Source organism: Hymenobacter bucti (genome assembly GCF_042681145.1).
Taxonomy (GTDB): Bacteria; Bacteroidota; Bacteroidia; order Cytophagales; family Hymenobacteraceae; genus Hymenobacter; species Hymenobacter bucti.
In genome coordinates this window covers 772,871-790,711 of sequence record NZ_JBHUFD010000018.1, presented here as the reverse complement: position 1 = coordinate 790,711, position 17,841 = coordinate 772,871, and the positions used below count along the sequence as shown (strand labels likewise).

At 62.1% G+C, this 17,841-nt stretch carries 16 protein-coding genes; 11 read left to right on the top strand and 5 right to left on the bottom strand.

The window, feature by feature from the left end; translation table 11 throughout:
• Positions 1-17 precede the first annotated feature (17 nt).
• Complete coding sequence (locus ACFSDX_RS22385) at positions 18-590, bottom strand: hypothetical protein (RefSeq protein ID WP_382317671.1); 573 nt, start codon at positions 588-590, stop codon at positions 18-20.
• 109 nt (positions 591-699) lie between these two features.
• Complete coding sequence (locus tag ACFSDX_RS22380) at positions 700-1,509, bottom strand: M48 family metallopeptidase (protein ID WP_382317669.1); 810 nt, start codon at positions 1,507-1,509, stop codon at positions 700-702.
• 266 nt (positions 1,510-1,775) lie between these two features.
• Between ACFSDX_RS22380 and ACFSDX_RS22375 the strand changes: the two genes are divergently transcribed.
• From ACFSDX_RS22375 to ACFSDX_RS22340, 8 genes are all read left to right on the top strand, one after another.
• Positions 1,776-2,390, top strand: coding sequence for a fumarylacetoacetate hydrolase family protein (locus ACFSDX_RS22375; RefSeq protein ID WP_382317667.1), 615 nt, complete (start codon positions 1,776-1,778; stop codon positions 2,388-2,390).
• 146 nt (positions 2,391-2,536) lie between these two features.
• On the top strand, positions 2,537-4,531 hold the full coding sequence (locus tag ACFSDX_RS22370; protein ID WP_382317665.1) for a M23 family metallopeptidase: 1,995 nt from the start codon (positions 2,537-2,539) through the stop codon (positions 4,529-4,531).
• 151 nt (positions 4,532-4,682) lie between these two features.
• Positions 4,683-5,132 (top strand): thioredoxin-dependent thiol peroxidase, encoded by a 450-nt coding sequence (bcp, locus tag ACFSDX_RS22365; RefSeq protein WP_382317663.1) that lies wholly within the window; start codon positions 4,683-4,685, stop codon positions 5,130-5,132.
• A gap of 38 nt (positions 5,133-5,170) precedes the next feature.
• Positions 5,171-6,616 carry a vWA domain-containing protein gene (locus ACFSDX_RS22360; protein WP_382317661.1) on the top strand — a complete coding sequence of 482 codons (1,446 nt, stop codon included), beginning with the start codon at positions 5,171-5,173 and terminating at the stop codon, positions 6,614-6,616.
• Positions 6,617-6,699: 83 nt separating this feature from the next.
• Positions 6,700-7,269, top strand: a complete 570-nt coding sequence (locus ACFSDX_RS22355; RefSeq protein WP_382317659.1) for an RNA polymerase sigma factor — start codon at positions 6,700-6,702, stop codon at positions 7,267-7,269.
• Between the two features lie 32 nt (positions 7,270-7,301).
• Positions 7,302-7,751, top strand: a complete 450-nt coding sequence (locus tag ACFSDX_RS22350; RefSeq protein WP_382317657.1) for a hypothetical protein — start codon at positions 7,302-7,304, stop codon at positions 7,749-7,751.
• Between the two features lie 20 nt (positions 7,752-7,771).
• Complete coding sequence (locus ACFSDX_RS22345) at positions 7,772-8,266, top strand: hypothetical protein (protein WP_382317655.1); 495 nt, start codon at positions 7,772-7,774, stop codon at positions 8,264-8,266.
• Between the two features lie 44 nt (positions 8,267-8,310).
• The gene (locus ACFSDX_RS22340; protein WP_382317653.1) at positions 8,311-9,501 is read left to right on the top strand and encodes an aspartate aminotransferase family protein; all 1,191 of its coding nucleotides are present in this window, start codon (positions 8,311-8,313) and stop codon (positions 9,499-9,501) included.
• Positions 9,502-9,650: 149 nt separating this feature from the next.
• Here ACFSDX_RS22340 and ACFSDX_RS22335 read toward each other — a convergent pair whose 3' ends face one another.
• Positions 9,651-10,097 carry a tellurite resistance TerB family protein gene (locus ACFSDX_RS22335; RefSeq protein ID WP_382317651.1) on the bottom strand — a complete coding sequence of 149 codons (447 nt, stop codon included), beginning with the start codon at positions 10,095-10,097 and terminating at the stop codon, positions 9,651-9,653.
• Between the two features lie 253 nt (positions 10,098-10,350).
• Here ACFSDX_RS22335 and pfkA point away from each other — a divergent pair, with 253 nt between their 5' ends.
• The gene (pfkA, locus tag ACFSDX_RS22330; RefSeq protein ID WP_382317649.1) at positions 10,351-11,322 is read left to right on the top strand and encodes a 6-phosphofructokinase; all 972 of its coding nucleotides are present in this window, start codon (positions 10,351-10,353) and stop codon (positions 11,320-11,322) included.
• Positions 11,323-11,404: 82 nt separating this feature from the next.
• Here pfkA and miaA read toward each other — a convergent pair whose 3' ends face one another.
• Positions 11,405-12,337 carry a tRNA (adenosine(37)-N6)-dimethylallyltransferase MiaA gene (gene miaA, locus ACFSDX_RS22325; RefSeq protein WP_382317647.1) on the bottom strand — a complete coding sequence of 311 codons (933 nt, stop codon included), beginning with the start codon at positions 12,335-12,337 and terminating at the stop codon, positions 11,405-11,407.
• 86 nt (positions 12,338-12,423) lie between these two features.
• On the bottom strand, positions 12,424-13,395 hold the full coding sequence (locus ACFSDX_RS22320) for a glycosyltransferase (RefSeq protein WP_382317645.1): 972 nt from the start codon (positions 13,393-13,395) through the stop codon (positions 12,424-12,426).
• Positions 13,396-13,747: 352 nt separating this feature from the next.
• Between ACFSDX_RS22320 and ACFSDX_RS22315 the strand changes: the two genes are divergently transcribed.
• Positions 13,748-17,380, top strand: a complete 3,633-nt coding sequence (locus ACFSDX_RS22315; protein WP_382317643.1) for a PAS domain S-box protein — start codon at positions 13,748-13,750, stop codon at positions 17,378-17,380.
• Between the two features lie 55 nt (positions 17,381-17,435).
• Positions 17,436-17,822 carry a response regulator gene (locus ACFSDX_RS22310; protein ID WP_382317641.1) on the top strand — a complete coding sequence of 129 codons (387 nt, stop codon included), beginning with the start codon at positions 17,436-17,438 and terminating at the stop codon, positions 17,820-17,822.
• Positions 17,823-17,841: the final 19 nt, after the last annotated feature.

Sequence of the window (17,841 nt, the reverse complement as noted above, 5' to 3'; positions counted from 1 at the left end):
CCATTTAGTAGCGGGTTTCATCGGAGGGGAAATAAATTGTTCTCGTTCAATATCTGAAACGAGCAGCTGTTGCCGCCCGAGTTGTCGCCGCATGACGACCCAATGATGCGGCTGCCCTCAAAATCGAAAAAGCAAGTAGGGCAGCCGCTGCCCGTCAGCACGTAGCGCTCGGCATCGGGTGTTAGCAGCAGGGCGCCGTTGCCGGTGTCGCGCAGGGGCAGGGCCATGGCCCGGTAGTGACCGTCGCGCAGACCTAGGCCAATGAGGTAGTACGTAGCTTTTTCCTTGGGTGCGCTCGGCGAGGGGCGCACCAGCACCTTATCGACCACCGTGCCATCGCCAAACTGCCGGATGAAGGCGGCGGCCAGCACCGCCTGCCCCATCTTGAAGGTAGGCGGGCCGGCCTCGTTTACCTGGGCTATCTGGCGGCTGCGGGCGGCCCGGGCGGCGGCTTCATCGGTGAGGCGCTGGGCCTCGCGGGTGGGGTCGCTGCGCTCGCGGGTGCGCGTGGCCTCGCACGAGGTTAGCATCAGCAGGCTCGCCAGCAGGCCCAGCAGCCCGAAGCCCAGTAAACGAGGTAAAACACGCATAAGTAACATACTGATAAATAGACTTTAGTGAGATAAGAACGGACGATTACTAAGGGTTATTATTCTGCTTACTATATATTTTAATAACTTAACTGCCTAACCGGCTCACTTACCGCGCCTTATAATACTTCTGGGCTTCGGGCAGCAGGCGCTCTATATCGGCGATGCGGGTGGCATCGGCGGGGTGGCTCGACAAGAACTCGGGGGTGCCACCCTGACTCTGGGCCGCCATGCGCTGCCAGAATGGGATGGCCTGCGCGGGGTTGTAGCCGGCCATGGCCATGAAAATGAGCCCTAGGTGGTCGGCCTCGCTTTCTTGGTTGCGGCTGAACTTGAGCAGCAGCACCTGCCCGCCCAACTGGGTGCCGGTGCCCACGGCGCTGGCAAAAATGCTTTGGGTAGCGGCCGGGTTCTTGGTGAGCGCCGTCGAGACGGCCGAGGTGCCGAGCTGCGCCAGCATCTGGTCGCTCATGCGCTCCGAGCCGTGCTTGGCTACGGCGTGCGCTATTTCGTGGCCCATTACCACAGCCAGCCCGGTTTCGTCGCGCGTGATGGGCAGGATGCCCGTGTACACGGCCACTTTGCCGCCGGGCATGCACCAGGCGTTCACCATCTTATCGTCCTGAATGAGGTTAAACTCCCACTGGTAGCCGGCTAGCTGGTCGCTCTGGCCCTGGTCGCGAAAATATTTTTCGACGGCCGCCTGAATGCGCTGCCCCACGCGCCGCACCATCGCCACATCGGCCGAGTTGGTCGAGAGCTTCGCCGTAGTGAGCGTCTCTTTGTACTGCGTTACGGCCAGCGAATTCATCTCACTGTCCGACACCAAATTAAGCGTGCGGCGGCCCGTGATGGGCACCGTGGTGCAGGCGGCTAACAGGAGTAAGCTCGTGGCAGTAGCAACTTTTTTAAACAACATACTGGGTCAGGTTTTGGAAAAGACAGAATAGCGTGCCGCGCGCCGCCTAGGTAGCCAGTTTAGGGCCAGTTTTACGAAGGCGCGGCTGGCAGCTATACGCAACCAGACGGGGAGAATGTTTACTTTGTGCTTTGGGTACGAAGCCCGCCCGAACGAGCGACTGGTACGAAGAAACGGCCACCTTTTGAAAAAAACCGCCTTTTCTGCGTACTATCCAACTTTTTCGTCGTTCTCTGCTTTCGCCCCACCCCTACTCGCCCCGCCTTATGAAAATCATTTGCATCGGCCGCAACTACGCCGACCACATTGCCGAGCTTCAAAACGAAACGCCCACCGCGCCCGTCATCTTCCTCAAGCCCGAAACGGCGCTGCTCCAGCGCGGCCAGCCGTTCTTCTACCCCGACTTCTCTACTGATGTGCACTACGAGCTGGAGCTGGTGCTGCGCATCAGCAAAAACGGCCGCCACATCGAGGAGCAGTTTGCCCACACCTACTTCGACGCCATCAGCCTAGGTATCGATTTCACGGCCCGCGACCTGCAAAGCGAGCTCAAGAAAAAAGGCCTGCCCTGGGAGCTGGCCAAGGCCTTCGACGGCTCGGCGCCGCTCTCGCCCACCTTCAAGCCCGCCACCGAGTTTGCCGATTTTAGCAACATCAACTTCCGGCTCGAAGTGAACGGCGAGGTGCGCCAGCAGGGCAATTCGGGCCTGATGCTGCACCCGTTTGCCAAGATTATCAGTTTTGTTTCGCGCTACATCACCCTCAAGCAGGGCGACTTGCTCTTCACGGGCACGCCCGCCGGCGTGGGCCCCGTGCAACCCGGCGACCAGCTCGCGGGCTTCCTGGAAGACGAGAAAATTCTGGACGTGGCCGTGCGGTAGGGTGCGGGGCTTGCCCCCGCCCGGCGCCCTAGGTTAATTAATTAAGCAGGAATACGGCAAGCCCAGGCCTGCCAAACCAACTATTTATTTTGCTGACTACCAAACTAATGCGCCGACTTGCGCTGTCGGCCGCAGGCGGCTTATTATTGCTTACTACCGCCCTACACGGCCAGGACGACGGCAGCGACGACACCACCAGCCGCAAGGTGAGCGGCCCCATCAGGCCAACGGCGGCGGCCTCGGCTGTGGCGGTAGCGCCGGGCTACTTTTTGCTGCCCATCATGCCGGGCCAGCAAAATTTTCTGGCCGCCAGCATGGGCGAGCTGCGGCCCAACCACTTCCACGGCGGGCTGGACATCAAGACGGCGAGCGTCATCAACAAGCCCGTGTACGCGGCGGCCGATGGCTACATCTCGCGGCTGAAGCAGTCGTCGTTCGGCTACGGTAACGTGCTGTACATCACGCACTCCAACGGACTAACGACGGTGTATGGCCACCTCAACGAGTTTCTGGACCCCGTGCTGACGGAGCTGCGCCAGCGCCAGTACGAGAAGCAGACCTACGAGCTGGAGCTGTTTTTTGACAAGAGCCGCTTCCCGGTCAAGCGCGGCGACATTGTGGCCAAGTCGGGCAATACCGGCGGCTCGGCCGGCCCGCACCTGCACTGGGAAGTGCGCGACGGCCAGGACCGCCAGCTGAACCCCCTGCAGTGGGGCGGCTTCCCCGAGATTCAGGACCACCTAGGGCCCATTTTGCAAGCTCTTTCAGTCGAGCCGCTGGCCATCACGGCGCGGGTGCGGGGGCAGTTTGAGCGGGCGCTGCTGGTGCCCAAGACGCAGCCCGCGCCGGGCGCCAACACCGTATTTCCCGACACCGTGGCCTGCGTGGGCCAGGTGGGGCTATTGCTGCAAGGCTTCGATAGATTTGACCAGGCCTGGAACAAGAACGGCATCCAGCGCGTGACGGTGCGCGTGAACGGGCAGCCCCACTACCAGCACGTTATCGACGCGGTGCCGTTTCCGAACGGCTCGCGGCAGGTCAACAATTTCGTGGACTACGCCTACCACTTTCAGGCGGGCCGCATGCTGCAAAAGCTGTGGGTGGATGAGGGCAACGACCTGCCGTTCTACACGCCGCCCGGCCTAGGGCAGGGCAAGCTGACCGTGGAGCCGGGTAAGGTTTACACCGTGGAGTACGAGCTGGCCGATGCCTACGATAACAAGGCCACGGCGCGGCTGGTGCTGCGCGGCGAGCCGCTAGCCGACTACGCCGCCCTAACGCCCCCGCCAGCCACTGCTACCACCGCCAAGCCGCTGCTGCGCTACGACATCACGCGCAACCTGCTGCGCGCCGTGGTCACCAACGCCCCGCTCGACACCGCCGACGTGCCGGCCAACCTCGTGCTGCGCCGCAGCGGCCGCGAGCTGGCTTTGCGCCCCAGCTACCGCAAAGGCCGCGAAACCACCTACCTCTACGACCTGCGCGCCGGCCTGCCCGATTCGCTGGTCCTAGAGGAGGTGTCGAAGCGGTTTGACCGGCAGGTGATGATTCCGGCCGGACAGGAAACCAGCTACACCACACCGCACCTCAACCTGATTTTTGGGCCGCAAACGCTGTTTGCGCCGCTCTACCTGAGCACCGCCTACCGCCCCGCCACGGCCGCCGCGCCCGAAACCTGGGTGGTGGGCTCGGCCATTACGCCGCTCTACCTGCCGCTGCGCATCACCCTCAAAACCACCACCCCGCCCGCCGACCGCGAGCGCACGGCCGTGTACAGCGTCACGGCCAAGGGCGGCCGGGCCTACGTGGGCGGCAAGTGGGACGAGAGTGGCCAGCAGGTGTCGTTCAACACCAAAGTATTTGGCCAATACCGCCTCTACACCGACACGAAGGCGCCCGAAGCCCGCCTCCTAGGTAAGCCGGGCGGCCAGCTGCTGTTCAAGGTCGGCGACGACTTATCGGGGCTAGCGTCGTACCGGCTTTTCATTGGCGGGCGCTTCCGGCTGCTGCGCTACGAGCACAAGAACAGCACGCTGTTCACGGTTGCGAACGACCCCAATGCCCCGGCGCTGCACGGCGCCGCCGAGCTGCGCCTAACCGACGAGGCGGGGAATGAGCGCGTCATTCCGCTGACGTTGTAATCCTACTGAATACTTCATCTAATGACGTCTGTCATGCTGAGCTTGTCGAAGCATCTCTGCCGCTTCGTTACTAGGCTATCTAGACGAAGCGGCAGAGATGCTTCGACAAGCTCAGCATGACAGACCATAAATCCTCTAATTCCCTCCCAACATGCTTCCCGAACCCGGCACCCTCGCTCCCGACTTCACTGCTCCCGACCAGCACGGCAATCCATTCACGCTGAGTAGCCTGCGCGGCCAGAAAGTAGCGCTCTACTTCTACCCCAAGGACGACACGCCCGGCTGCACCGCCCAGGCCTGCAACCTGCGCGACAACGATGCCCAACTAGCTGCTCAGGGTATCAAGGTGGTGGGCGTGAGCACCGACGACGCGGCCTCACACGGCAAATTTGCCCAGAAGTACGACCTAGGGTTTCCGCTGGTGGCCGATGCCGACAAGGCCATCGTGCAGGCCTACGGCGTGTGGCAGGAAAAGAAAAACTATGGCAAAACCTACTGGGGCACCGTGCGCACCACGTTTTTGCTGGACGAAAACGGCGTGATTACCCGCGTTATCAAGCGCCCCGACACCAAGGAGCACGCTGCGCAATTGCTGAAATAAGCGCGGCGCCAAGCCGGGTTTTTGCTTACCTTGCGCCCATGCACCTGGCTTTCTGCACCGCGCCGCGCGCTCGCCCCACCTTTCTCTCCCGCGGCTTCTTCTGGTTATTCATCAGTGCGTTGGCGCTGCTACTGTCGGCCTCGGCCGCCCGGGCGCAGAACGCGCCGCCCGAGCGGCCAAGGGTCACGCGCCTGCTTTTCCTGCTCGATGCCTCGGGCTCGATGATGGCGCCCTGGGAGGGCCAGCCGCGCTGGGAAGTGGCCAAGCGCCTGCTGGCCAAAATGGCCGACTCGCTCAACGCCTACCCCAACCTGGAGCTGGGCCTGCGCGTGTACGGCCACCAGAGCCTCAACTCCGAGCAAAACTGCGAGGACTCGCGCCTGGAAGTGCCCTTCGCCCCCAAAAACGCGGCCGCCATCAAGGCCAAGCTCAAGACCCTAAAGGCCCAGGGCAATACGCCCATCACGTACTCGCTGGGGCAGTCGGCCAATGACTTTCCGATTGACAAAACGTCGCGCAACGTGCTGCTGCTCATCACCGACGGGGTGGAATCGTGCGCGGGCGACCCCTGCGCCACGTCGCTGGCTTTGCAGCGCAAGCGCATTTTTCTGAAGCCCTTCGTCATTGGCATTGGGGCGCAGAAGGACTTTGGCAAGGCGCTCGACTGCCTAGGTCGGTACTACAACGCGGCCGAAGTCAAGACCTTCAAAACGGTGCTCAACGACGTAATCGCCCAAACCTTGGCCAAAACTACGGTGGCCGTGAACCTGACCGACGAAGCGGGCCGCGCCGTGGAATCGAACGTGAACATGACGTTTACCAACAACGTCACAAACCAGCCCGAGTACAACTACGTGCACTACCGCGACGGCCAGGGCAAGGCCGACGTGCTCGACATCGACGCCCTGCAGAGCTACGATTTGGTTATCAATACCCTGCCGCCCGTGCGCCAGGCCAACCTCGTCATCAAGCCCGGCAAGGCCAACGTCTTGACCTACAAGACGCCGCAGGGCACGCTGGCCCTGCAGGGCCCCGGCGTTAGCCCCAACCCCTACGGCGGGCCGGTGCAGGCGGTGGTGCGCACCCCGGCGGGCGCCACGGTGGTGGCCCTGCCCTTCGGCACCAAGCAAAAGCTACTGGCCGGCAACTACGAGGTGGAGCTGCTGACCCTGCCGCGCACGGTGCAGCGCATCAGCGTGCGGCAGGGCCTGACCAGCACGCTCACCTACCCCGCCCCCGGCACCCTCAACATTACCAGCGACCTGAAGGGCCACGGCAGCATTTACCAGGTCGATTCGGACGATACCCAAACCTGGGTGGCCAGCCTGCCCGAAACCAGCAGCAAGGTGAACCTGGCTTTGCAGCCGGGCACCTACCGGCTGGTGTTTCGCACCGCCACCAGCACCGGCAGCAAGTTTACCGACGTGCGCAACTTCACCATCCGCTCGGCCCAGACGACTTCGCTGGCGATTTTTGGGCGGTAGGCAGCGGCTGGAAAAGTGTCAGGGCAGCATTAAACCCGCGCCCGTTTCCGTCGTCCAACCAGCCCGCTTGCCCCACTCCGCGCTTGGAAGACCACGAAATCCTCCTCAAATTTCAGGACCCCGCCAGCCGCAACCTGGCGTTTAACCAGCTCGTGCGCAAGTACCAGCAGCGGGTGTACTGGCACGTGCGCAAGATGGTAATCGACCACGCCGATGCCGACGACCTCACGCAGGACGTGTTTGTGAAAGTCTGGAAGCACCTAGAGAATTTTCGGCAGGATGCGGCCCTCTTCACCTGGATTTACCGCATCGCCACCAACGAGTGCCTGGGCTTTTTACAAAGCAAGCGGCGCAAGTTTTTCCTGCCCCTCAACGACGTAGGCGCCGAGTTGGCAGCCAAGCTGGAGGCCGACCCGGCCGTGGCCGGCGATGAAATCGAGCTCAAGCTGCAGCAGGCCATCCTGCGCCTGCCCGACAAGCAGCGCCTGGTATTCAACCTGCGCTACTACGACGAGATGCCCTACGAGCAGATGGCGGAGGTCACCGGCACTAGCGTGGGCGCCCTCAAGGCGAGCTACCACCACGCGGTGCGCAAAATCGAAGACTATGTGACGGCCGCCGACACGCTGGGTTATTCTTCTGACGCTGATTAAACCCTAGGTTAGCTTTTTCATCATATGTTTATATGACCCCGTTCCGTCTTGACCAGCACCCGCGTCGCGGGTCGCAGCCGCTGAGCGTGCCCCCCGCGGGCTACTTCGAGCAGCTACCCACCCGCGTAATGGCGCAGGTGGCCGCGCCCGCCCGCCGGCCGCTGCTGCCAGATTGGCTGCGTCAAGCGCCGGCCTACGTGCGCACGGGCTTGGCTTCTGCACTCTTGCTGGGCACGTTTGCGGCATCGCTCTGGCTGGGCGGCGGGGCCGCGCCGCGCGCCGCTACGGCGGCTAGCCTCGACGGCGTGCCGCAGGAAGAACTGCTGGACTACCTGGCCAGCGATGCCCGCCTCGATATGACTGACCTAGCCGAGCTGCCCGCCCGCCCCCTAGGTATCACCACCCACTACCTGCACCCTTCGGCCCCCGAGCTCACCGACGCCCTCGACGCCCAGCCCATCGACGAGGCCGCGCTGCTCTAGCCCCCATTTTCTTGCTATTTATGAACACGTTACGCTCTTCTATTTTTAGCGGACTTTGCCTGCTGCTGCTGGCCGCTAGCCAGCCGGCGCAGGCGCAGGTGCGCCCCCACGGCCGGCTAAACCAACCCGCGGGCGGGCGTCTGAATCAGCTCGATAATGCGCGCATCGCCTTTATTACGGGCCGCGTGGTGCTCACGCAGGACCAAGCCCAGCGCTTCTGGCCCGCGTATCACGAGTTTATTGCCAAGCGCCGCGACCTCAACCGCTCGGCCCGCCTACTGCGGCGCGAAACCGAAAACCCAAACCTGGGCGATGCGCAGCTGCGCGAGAACTTCACGCAGGATTTTGCCGTGCGCCAGCAGCAGCTCAATCTGGAGAAAGACTACTTTGAGCGCGCCCAAAAAGTACTGAGCCTGCGCCAGCTCGCGCAGCTCTACCAGGCCGAGCGCGACTTCACGAAGGAGGTGCTGCGGCGCGTGGGCGGCGCGGCCGCGGCGGCACCCGGCGAGGACTAGCCGCCGGGAGGCACCCTAGGGGGCGGTATCTTTGTTGGATACTTATGCTTACCTCCCGCCAGCTTTTTCTTCGCCACCAGGCCCAAACCTCCGGGTTTCCGCTGCTAGTAGAAATCGAGCGGGCCGAAGGCGTGTACATGTACACGCCCGAAGGCCGGCCGATTCTTGATTTGATTTCCGGCATCGGCGTCAGCAACGTGGGCCACCGCCACCCTAGGGTACTGCAAGCCATTCACGACCAGCTTGATAAATACCTGCACCTGATGGTGTACGGCGAGCTGGTACAGGCTCCGCCCGCCCGCCTCGCCCACGCCCTGGCCGCCACCCTGCCCGCGCCCCTCGACACGGTGTACTTCACCAACTCGGGCGCCGAGGCCATCGAGGGCGCCCTCAAGCTAGCCAAACGCCACACCGGCCGCACGGGCTTGGTTTCGGCCTATAATTCGTACCACGGCTCCACCCACGGCGCGCTGTCCATCACCGGCTCCGAGAACTTCAAGAACAGCTACCGCCCGCTGCTGCCCGACGTGGCGCACCTGCGCTACAACGAGCTGGCCGACCTAGCGCTGATAACCGCGCACACGGCCGCCGTCATCCTCGAAACCGTGCAGGGCGAGGCCGGCGTGCGGGTGCCCGCGCCTGGCTACCTAGGCGCCGTGCGGCAACGCTGCACCGAGGTCGGCGCCCTGCTCATCCTCGATGAAATCCAGTGCGGCTTTGGGCGCACGGGCACGCAGTGGGCTTTTGAGCAGTTCGGCATCGTGCCCGATATCTTGGTGTGCGCCAAGGGCATGGGCGGCGGCATGCCCATCGGCGCCTTCATCTCGTCGCCCGAAATCATGGTTGGCTTCCAGACCAATCCCATCCTGGGGCATTGCACCACGTTTGGGGGGCACCCGGTGAGCTGCGCGGCGGCTTTGGCCACGCTCCAGGTCATTCAGGAGGAGAACCTACTGGCCGGCGTGGCGGCCAAGGCCGCTCGCCTGCGGGCGGGCCTACAACACCCGGCCATCCGGGAAGTGCGCAACTGCGGCCTGCTGATGGCGGTAGAATTTGCGTCGTTCGAGGTGCTCAAGCCCATTATCGACCAGGCCCTAGCGCACGAGAACATCCTCACCGACTGGTTTTTGTTCTGCGATAATTCTCTGCGCATCGCCCCGCCCCTCACCATCACCGAGGCCGAGATTGACCAGGCGCTGGCCGGCCTGCTGCAGGCCATCGAGGCCACTGTCTGAATCGCGGATTCGGCGGATTTTTCGGATTACTCGGATTTTGTAGCCGACTGCCTTTCAAAACGAAAAAGGCCATCCTTGCGGATGGCCTTTTTTGCGTCTACAAAATCCGAGTAATCCGAAAAATCCGCCGAATCCGCGATTCAGACGAGTTAGTGCTGCGGTATGTTGTTGTAATTCAGAAAGGCCAGGCTTTCTTCCTTGATGCGCTCGCGCGGTAGGGCGTCCTTCACGCCCTGCGAGATTTTGCGTACCAGCACGCCCACAATGGCTTTGCGGAAGCCGAGCTTCTCGGCCATCATGATGCAGAAGTCCATTTCGGTTTCGTCCACGATACCGTCGGCCAGCATCATATCGACTAGGTCAAAAATCTGGTCGAAGCGCTCCGAGTCGTTGCTCGGAATATCCGACTCACCGCTAGTTTGGCCCAGCACGAGCTTGCGCACGTTGGGGGCCGACATACCATTTTTTTTGCCGACCGTGATAATGAAATTCATCTCACGGTCGTCAATGTGGCCATCGGCTTTGGCTAAAGAAGCTAGGTTGCATAAGTGGCCTTTTATTTTTTTGGCCTGCTCATTTTCGAAAAAACCAAACATAGAGCGGTAGAAAAGAGGGTGGAGAATGTTCGGCTGCGGGCCGGGTGGGAAGTGACCGAAAAATAAGGAGAAAAAGCGTGATAAACTAGTGTTTTTTCTAAAGACGGTGAGCCTAATACGCAAGCGTCGTAAAAATGTCCGGCGAAAAACCCTGGCCTTACCCAATAACTGCCGCTCACGTACGACCTTTGCGGACTTAACGGCTGCCAGCGCTGGCTAGAGGCCAGCTGGCGCTACTTAAGAAACCGGTTTTATGAAGCGAATTGGAGTTTTTACCAGCGGTGGCGATGCCCCCGGCATGAATGCCTGCGTGCGCGCCGTGGTGCGGGCGGCCGTGTACCACGGGCTGGAAGTGTACGGTATTATGCGGGGCTATAGCGGCATGATTAAGGGCGAGTTTGTGCGGATGGACTCGGCCTCGGTGGCCAACACCGTGCAACGCGGCGGCACAATCCTGAAGTCGGCCCGCTCCCAGAAATTCATGACCAAGGAAGGCCGCCAGCAGGCCTTTGACCAGCTCTCGCACGCTGGCATCGAGGGCTTGGTGGCCATCGGGGGCAATGGCACCTTCACGGGCGCTTCCATTTTTGAGCAGGAATTCGGCATCCCGACCGTGGGCGCGCCGGGCACCATCGACAATGACCTCTACGGCACCGACTACACCATTGGCTACGACACGGCCGTGAACACGGCACTGGAGGCCATCGACAAAATCCGAGACACGGCCGATTCGCACGACCGCTGCTTTTTTGTGGAGGTAATGGGCCGCGACTCGGGCTACATCGCCATTCCGTGCGCCATTGGCGGCGGCGCCGAAATCGTGATGGTACCCGAAACGGCCATGAGTGTGGAAGCCGTGATTGAGACGCTGCAAAACAGCTACAGCCGGCACAAAACCTCATTTATTGTTATTGTGGCCGAGGGCGAGGAGGAGGGAAACGTGCACAACGTGGCCCGCCGCGTGAAGGCGGCCCTACCTCAGCTTGACACCCGCGTCACCATCGTGGGGCACATTCAGCGCGGCGGCTCGCCCACGGCCTCCGACCGCCTGCTGGCCTCGCAGCTTGGCATCGCGGCCGTGGAGGGCCTGATGAACGGCATGAAAAACGTGATGGCCGGCATCGTGGACCGCAAGCTCATGTACACGCCCTTCGACGACACCATCCACAAGCGCAAGGTCATCAACCAGAGCTTTATGCGCATGGTAGAGATACTGAGCGTGTAGAAAATAGGTAATTTGAGTAATGGGTAATGGGCGTAATGCGTTTGCTGCAAGGAAGTAGCAAACGCATTACGCCCATTACCCATTACCCATTACTCAAATTACTCCAAACGTAGTTTGGGTCGCGGCGCAGCCAGGTGAGCTGGCGCTTGGCGTAGTGGCGGGTATTGCGCTGAAGCAGGCGCACGGCTTCGGCGTAGTCGTAGGCACCGTCGAGGTAGCCAAAAATCTCCTGGTAGCCCACAGTTTGCAGGGCTTGGTGGTGGCGATACGGCACCAGGCCTTCGACCTCGGCCAGCAGCCCAGCCGCCAGCATCGCGTCGACGCGTTGATTGATGCGGTCGTACAAGACCTCGCGCGAGCGGCTCAACGCCACTTTCACCACCCGAAACGGCCTGGCCGCGGCCGTAGCGGCCGCCGCGGCCGGCCCCGTGTGAAAGCTGGAAAATGGCCGCCCCGTGCCGCGCGTGATTTCGAGGGCGCGCAGCACGCGCTGGTGGTTTTGCAGGTCTATGCGCCCGTGGGCCACGGGGTCGGTGGCCGCAAGCTCCGCCACGAGGGCGGGCAGCCCTAGGGTCTGCAACTCGTGCTGGAGGCTTAGGCGCACGGCGGGGTCCACGGCGGGCAGTTCGTCGAGGCCATCGGTAAGGGCTTGCAGGTAGAGGCCCGAGCCGCCGGTGAGGATGACTACGGGTAGGCGCTTAAACAGCTCGCCCAGCACCCCTAGGGCATCGGCAGCGAAGCGCCCAGCGCTATACTCTTGCGTAATGCTGTGTGAATCAATAAAATGGTGCGGCACGCCCTGCATCTCTTCCGCCGTGGGCTTGGCCGTGCCAATGCTAAGCTCGCGGAAAAACTGGCGCGAGTCGGCCGACAGAATCTCGGTGCCCAGGTGCTGGGCCAAGGCTACGCTCAGGGCAGTTTTGCCCACGGCCGTAGGGCCCGCCAGGGCGAGCAGCACGGGGCGCGGGTCGGCGGCAGTAGACGCTAGCTGAGCTAGTAATTCGGGGGAAAGCATAGGGGTAGCGCGAACTATATAGTTCGCGTTCAGTATTGGCGGCGTGTGGACAAACGCGAACTACAAAGTTCGCGCGCTAGGCTTTTCTAGCGCGCCAGCAGCTTCTGGTACAAACCGACCAACACCTTTTCCTCCTCCTGCCAGCTCCATTCGGGGCGGGCGCGGCGGCAGTTGGCGGCCAGCTGCTGGTGGTAGGCGCCGGGCTGCCCGCCGGGGAGCAGGCGGGCCAGCGCGGCCACCAGCGTAGCGGGGGCCAAGTCGGGTACCAGGGCGGCTACCTCGTGCTGCGCATTGAGGGCGCGGTACTCAGGGAAGTCAATGCACAGCTGCGGCACGCCGGCCTGCACGTAATCGAAGAACTTGTTGGCCAGGGAATAATAGTAGCTAAGGCCCGTGTTTTCGAGCAGCATGATGCCCACCGTGGCCTGGGCCGTGAACTGGCGCAGTTCGGCGGGCAGCACGTAGCCCCGAAACTCGACCTGCCCCGTCGCCAGCAGGCCCAGGCGCTCGGCTTGCTGGCGCAGCTCGGCCGAGCAGTCGCCCTCCCCGCAAATGACGAGCCGGGCCGGCACCAGCGGCATAGCAGCCAGCAGCTGCGCCAGGCCGCGGCCCACGTTCAGCACGCCCTGGTAGAGGAGCACCGGCGCCGTGGCCACCGCTTGTGGCTTGGTATTCAGCGCGAAAGCAATACCAGGTGCGGCCACCGGCTGCCCATTTTGCGCCGCCCCTAGGTCCTGCGCGCTGGCCGCCGCCCTCACCGGTACGTTGCGCACTACCTCGAAAGGATACCCCGCGTGGCGTTGCTCAAACAGCCGGGCCAGCGACGGCCCGACCGTGTAGCGCAGCTGGGTGCGGGGCACAATAAAGTCTTCGACCCACTGCCAGATGCGCTGCACCCTAGGGCGGCCCACCACCTCCGGCACCTCCGGAAAAAGCTCGTGCGCATCGTACACAAACAATTGGTTACTAAGCTTTGCACGCGCCCATATCGGCAGCGCGGTATCCAGGTCGATGCAGCACCACACGTCGGCCCGCCGCCGCAGCAGATACCAGAACAAACGTATAGTATATTCTAAATAAAATAATTTTCCCTTCTGACACCATCCGCGCAGCCGGTGCTGCCGGTAAGGCTGAGCTATTAATGTCCGCGAAGCATTTCGTTGCCAGCCTATTAACTCTACTTCGTAGCCGGCCGCGGCTAGGCTGCCGCACACCCGCTGCATGCGCTGGTCGTAGTTCAGGTCGGTGGTCACGGCAAAAACCAGGCGCCGAGCCCGGGCAACAGAGGCAACCACAGCAGGCGGAATACTAGATTTAATTGTGGGAACAGAATTTGTGCCCCAAATTTAGGCTTCAGTAAGCTGCTACGTGTTTATATTGGTAGTTATATCTTGATGCCGATAGGCTATTATGCGAGGTTTCTTAGCGCCCCCTTCCCCTACTCTACCCCCTGCCGCGGCCCTGCTCGACCAGCTCCAACTGGCTTATATTCTGCTCGACCGTCAGGGCTTGCTGGTAGAGGTTAACGAGACGCTGCTGAAACTAACCGGCTACACCAGCGCCGAGGTCCTCGGCCAGTCGTACCACGAGCTGTTTTCGCCGCTCAGCTACCGCGAGCAGCGGCAGCAGGAGCTGCTGCAAGTGCTGCGCGAGCAGTCGGCTGAGCCCTACTACGAGCACGACCTGCTGGCCCGCGACGGGCAGCTCGTGCACCTGCACTGGCAGCAGCAGCTGCTGCGCGATGCCGACGGGCAGGTATCGGGCCTGTGGGCGGCGGGCCACCAGCTGAGCACCGTGCGGGAGATGCCCGTTATCACCAGCCCCGAGGCGCCGGTGTACTTGCAGGAGTTTTTCAACGACTCGCACGACCTTATTCTGCACCTGAAGGCCGATAACTCGTTCTTGTTCATCAACAAAGCGGGCGAGGAAACCCTGGGCTACCAGGCCAACGAGCTCACCAGCCGGTCGCTGGCCGACATCGTGCACCCCTACTACCGCGCCAAGCTGCTGCACCAGCTGCGCCGGCTCTACGAGGGCCAGGCCCTCAACAAGCTCGAAACGGTGCTCATGACGCGCACCGGCCGGCCGGTGCACCTCATCGGCTCAGTGAGCTGCGTGCGCACGCCGGGCCAGCCGCTGAGCGCCCGCGTGGTGCTGCATGACATCACCGACCGCATCAAGGCCGAGCGCCTGCAGAAGGTTTACTACAGCATTGCCAACCTTGCCATCTCGGCCCGCGACCTGCCGGCGCTCTATGGTGCCATTCACCGCGAGCTAAGCAAGATACTGGAAACCAACAACCTGTATATCGCGCTCTGCGACGACCAGCGCACCCAGCTCCGCTTTGCCTACCACATCGACCAGTACCCGCAGCTCAATTCGGGCGCGTCGCGGCCGTTCTCGTCGGGCGTGTCGGAGTACGTGATTCAGCAGGGCCAGCCGCGCTACTTCAGCCGGGCCGACTTACTGGCGCTGCTGCACGATGGTACCATCACGGCCTTCGGGCGCCTGCCCGAGGTAATGCTCGTGGCCCCGCTCAGCGTGGGCGAGCGCACCATTGGGGTGCTCGCCGTGCAGGACTACGACCGCGCCGATACCTATGCGCCCAGCGACCTGGACATTCTGCACTTTATCTCGAGCCAAGTGGCGCTGGCCATCGACCGCAAAAGCCAGGAAGAGCACCTAGCCCGGCAGAATGCCCGCCTCAACGCCATCTTCGAGAGCGGCACCCACCTGCTGTGGAGCGTGACGCGGCGCGGCGACCTCGTATCGTTCAACCGCAACTACGCCGATAACTACTTCCGCCGCAATGGCGTGATACCCACGCCGGGCATGAATCTGTTTGAGACGGAGCGCGTTACCACGGCTCCCGACACGCACGATGTTATCGCGACTTACTACAATCTGGCGCTGCAAGGCCAGCCGCAGCAGTTTGAGGTGAATACGCCCGACTCGTCAGGCAATCCCCTGTGGAGCAGCGTCAGCCTCAACCCCATCTACCTGCCCGACGGGTCGTTTGAGGAAGTATCGGCCCGCGCCCAGGACATCACGGAAAGCAAGAACTCGCAGCTGGCGCTGGCGGCGCAGGAAGAGAAATTTCGCTCAATTTTTGAGTCGTTCCAGGATATTTACTACCGCACCGACGACGAGGGCTTCTTCACCATCGTGAGCCCCTCAGTGCGCGATATCCTAGGCTACGAGCCGAGCGAGGTGCTGGGCAAGCTGGTGCAGGACTTTTACTACCATCCAGAAGAACCCCTCACCCTGACCAGCGAGCTGCGGCTCGGCGGCGAGCTGCGCAACCGCGAAATTCAGCTCCGCCACCAGGATGGCCGCCCCGTAACGGTGCTCATCAACTCGCGCATCACGCCGAGCGGCACCGAAGGCATTGCCCGCGACGTAACTGAAATGCGGCAGATTCAGGACGATTTGCGCCTAGCCAAAGAAGAAGCCGAAGCCGCGCTGGCCGCCAAAACGCAGTTTTTGGCCAACATGAGCCACGAGCTGCGCACGCCTATGAACGGCATCATCGGCATGATTGACCTGCTGCACCAAACCGGTCTCAGTGCCGAGCAGGCCGACTACGTGGACACGCTGCGCAAAAGCTCGGATGCGCTACTGACCATCCTGAACGACATTCTGGACTTGTCCAAAATCCAGGCCGGTAAGCTGCGCCTGCAAGAAGCACCCCTGGCCCTGCGCGGGCTGCTCGAGCGGCTACACTCGCTGTTTGCGTACCGCGCCAGCCAGAAAAACCTGCGCTTTACCTACCACATCACCTCGCACACACCGCCGCTCATCATCACCGATGAGATGCGCCTGCTCCAGATTCTATCAAACTTGGTAGCCAACGCGCTCAAGTTCACGGCCCACGGCACGGTGAGCGTGGTAGTGTCGTCGGTAGCCATGGAAGGCGAGTTTCACACGCTGCGCTTCGCGGTGCAGGACTCGGGCATCGGCATCTCACCCGACGATGCCGTGCGGCTCTTCACCAGCTTTACGCAGCTCGATACCACGCCCAGCAAGGCCTTTGGCGGCACGGGCCTGGGCCTGGCCATCAGCAAGGAGCTGGCCGAGCTCTTAGGGGGCGAAATCGGAGTTTTCTCCGGCGTCGGCGAAGGCAGCGTCTTCTGGTTTACCATCCGCTGCCGGGTGGCCACAGCCCCGCTGATTGCCCTCGGCGACGATGCGGCGCCGGCCGTGAAGGTGGCGCTACCGCCCGCGCTGCTGCTGCCCACCTCGGGCCCCGCTCCGCGCATTCTGCTGGTCGACGACAACGCCATCAACCAAAAAGTAGCAGCCCGCCTGCTCGATAAGCTGGGCTGCGAGGTCGAGATTGCGAGCGATGGCTACGAGGCCATTGCGCGGGCTACGGCCCTGGATGCCGGGTACCAGCTCATCCTGATGGACATCCAGATGCCTGGCCTCGATGGCATCGCGGCCACCAGCGAGATAAAAGCCCGCCTAGGTGACCAGTGCCCGCCCATTATCGCCATGACGGCCTACTCGATGCCTGACGACGCCACGCGCTTCGTGCAAGCTGGCCTCGACGACTACCTTGCCAAGCCCGTCAAGCACCAGCAGCTCTCCGATATGCTGGCCCGCTGGTTGCCCGAGCCGCTAACTGCCCCCGCGCCCACCAACGTCATCGCGGCCACGCCGGCTCCCGTCACGCTCGATACCGAAGTGCTTAGTCAGCTTCGGCAGCTCGGGGGCCACGAGTTCACGGCTGACCTTTATTCTGACTTCGAGCAGGAGGCCGGCGAGCTGCTCGCCCAGGCTGCCGCGTGCGTGAGCGCCGCCAGTTGGGAAGGCCTGCATCCGCTTATGCACCAGCTCAAAGGCACAGCGGCTACCCTAGGGCTTGTAGCCCTGGCGGGACAGGCCCTGCGCATCGAGCAACTGCTCAAAAGCTCGACCATTGCAGCCCTGCCCATCGAATTTAAACTTCTACAACATTACTTTGCTCAATTCAAAGCTGTATACCCTAGCGTAGTAGCCGCCCCCGAGTCGCTACCCGCTACGGCCGACAGCCTGTCCTAATTCTCTCTTATCTAGTTCGTTCTCTCGTTGTTCCACTCGCTACCTGCCCTACTCAATGCCTGCTGAAAACACCCCCAAGACTATCCTCATTGCTGAGGATAGCTCCGTTATTCTGAACCTTACGCGTAAAATTCTGGAGCAGCAGAAATACAAAATCCTACTGGCGAAGAACGGGGGCGATGTGCTGCCGCAACTCGAGAAGAATACCGTTGATGGCATCCTGATGGACATCAACATTCCGGTGAAGGATGGCATGCAGTGCACCCGCGACATTCGGGCCCATGCCGACGAGCGCATCCGCTCGCTGCCGGTTATCGCCATCAGCGGCAACGCCAATGACTATACCATGGCCGACTTTCAGGCCGCCGGCGTCACAGCATACTTGCCCAAGCCTCTCAACTTTGACGAACTGGTGCGCATGGTACGGCAGTACGTAGGGTAGTGTGTGAGTTAAGAGTTAA

Coding starts and splice junctions, on each gene's coding strand:
- ACFSDX_RS22380 (WP_382317669.1), bottom strand. CDS start 1,509: ATGTTGTTTAAAAAAGTTGCTACTGCCACGAGCTTACTCCTGTTAGCC.
- ACFSDX_RS22345 (WP_382317655.1), top strand. CDS start 7,772: ATGAACACGTTACGCTCTTCTATTTTTAGCGGACTTTGCCTGCTGCTG.
- ACFSDX_RS22375 (WP_382317667.1), top strand. CDS start 1,776: ATGAAAATCATTTGCATCGGCCGCAACTACGCCGACCACATTGCCGAG.
- ACFSDX_RS22310 (WP_382317641.1), top strand. CDS start 17,436: ATGCCTGCTGAAAACACCCCCAAGACTATCCTCATTGCTGAGGATAGC.
- bcp (WP_382317663.1), top strand. CDS start 4,683: ATGCTTCCCGAACCCGGCACCCTCGCTCCCGACTTCACTGCTCCCGAC.
- ACFSDX_RS22385 (WP_382317671.1), bottom strand. CDS start 590: ATGCGTGTTTTACCTCGTTTACTGGGCTTCGGGCTGCTGGGCCTGCTG.
- miaA (WP_382317647.1), bottom strand. CDS start 12,337: ATGCTTTCCCCCGAATTACTAGCTCAGCTAGCGTCTACTGCCGCCGAC.
- ACFSDX_RS22340 (WP_382317653.1), top strand. CDS start 8,311: ATGCTTACCTCCCGCCAGCTTTTTCTTCGCCACCAGGCCCAAACCTCC.
- ACFSDX_RS22315 (WP_382317643.1), top strand. CDS start 13,748: ATGCGAGGTTTCTTAGCGCCCCCTTCCCCTACTCTACCCCCTGCCGCG.
- ACFSDX_RS22350 (WP_382317657.1), top strand. CDS start 7,302: ATGACCCCGTTCCGTCTTGACCAGCACCCGCGTCGCGGGTCGCAGCCG.
- ACFSDX_RS22360 (WP_382317661.1), top strand. CDS start 5,171: ATGCACCTGGCTTTCTGCACCGCGCCGCGCGCTCGCCCCACCTTTCTC.
- ACFSDX_RS22335 (WP_382317651.1), bottom strand. CDS start 10,097: ATGTTTGGTTTTTTCGAAAATGAGCAGGCCAAAAAAATAAAAGGCCAC.
- pfkA (WP_382317649.1), top strand. CDS start 10,351: ATGAAGCGAATTGGAGTTTTTACCAGCGGTGGCGATGCCCCCGGCATG.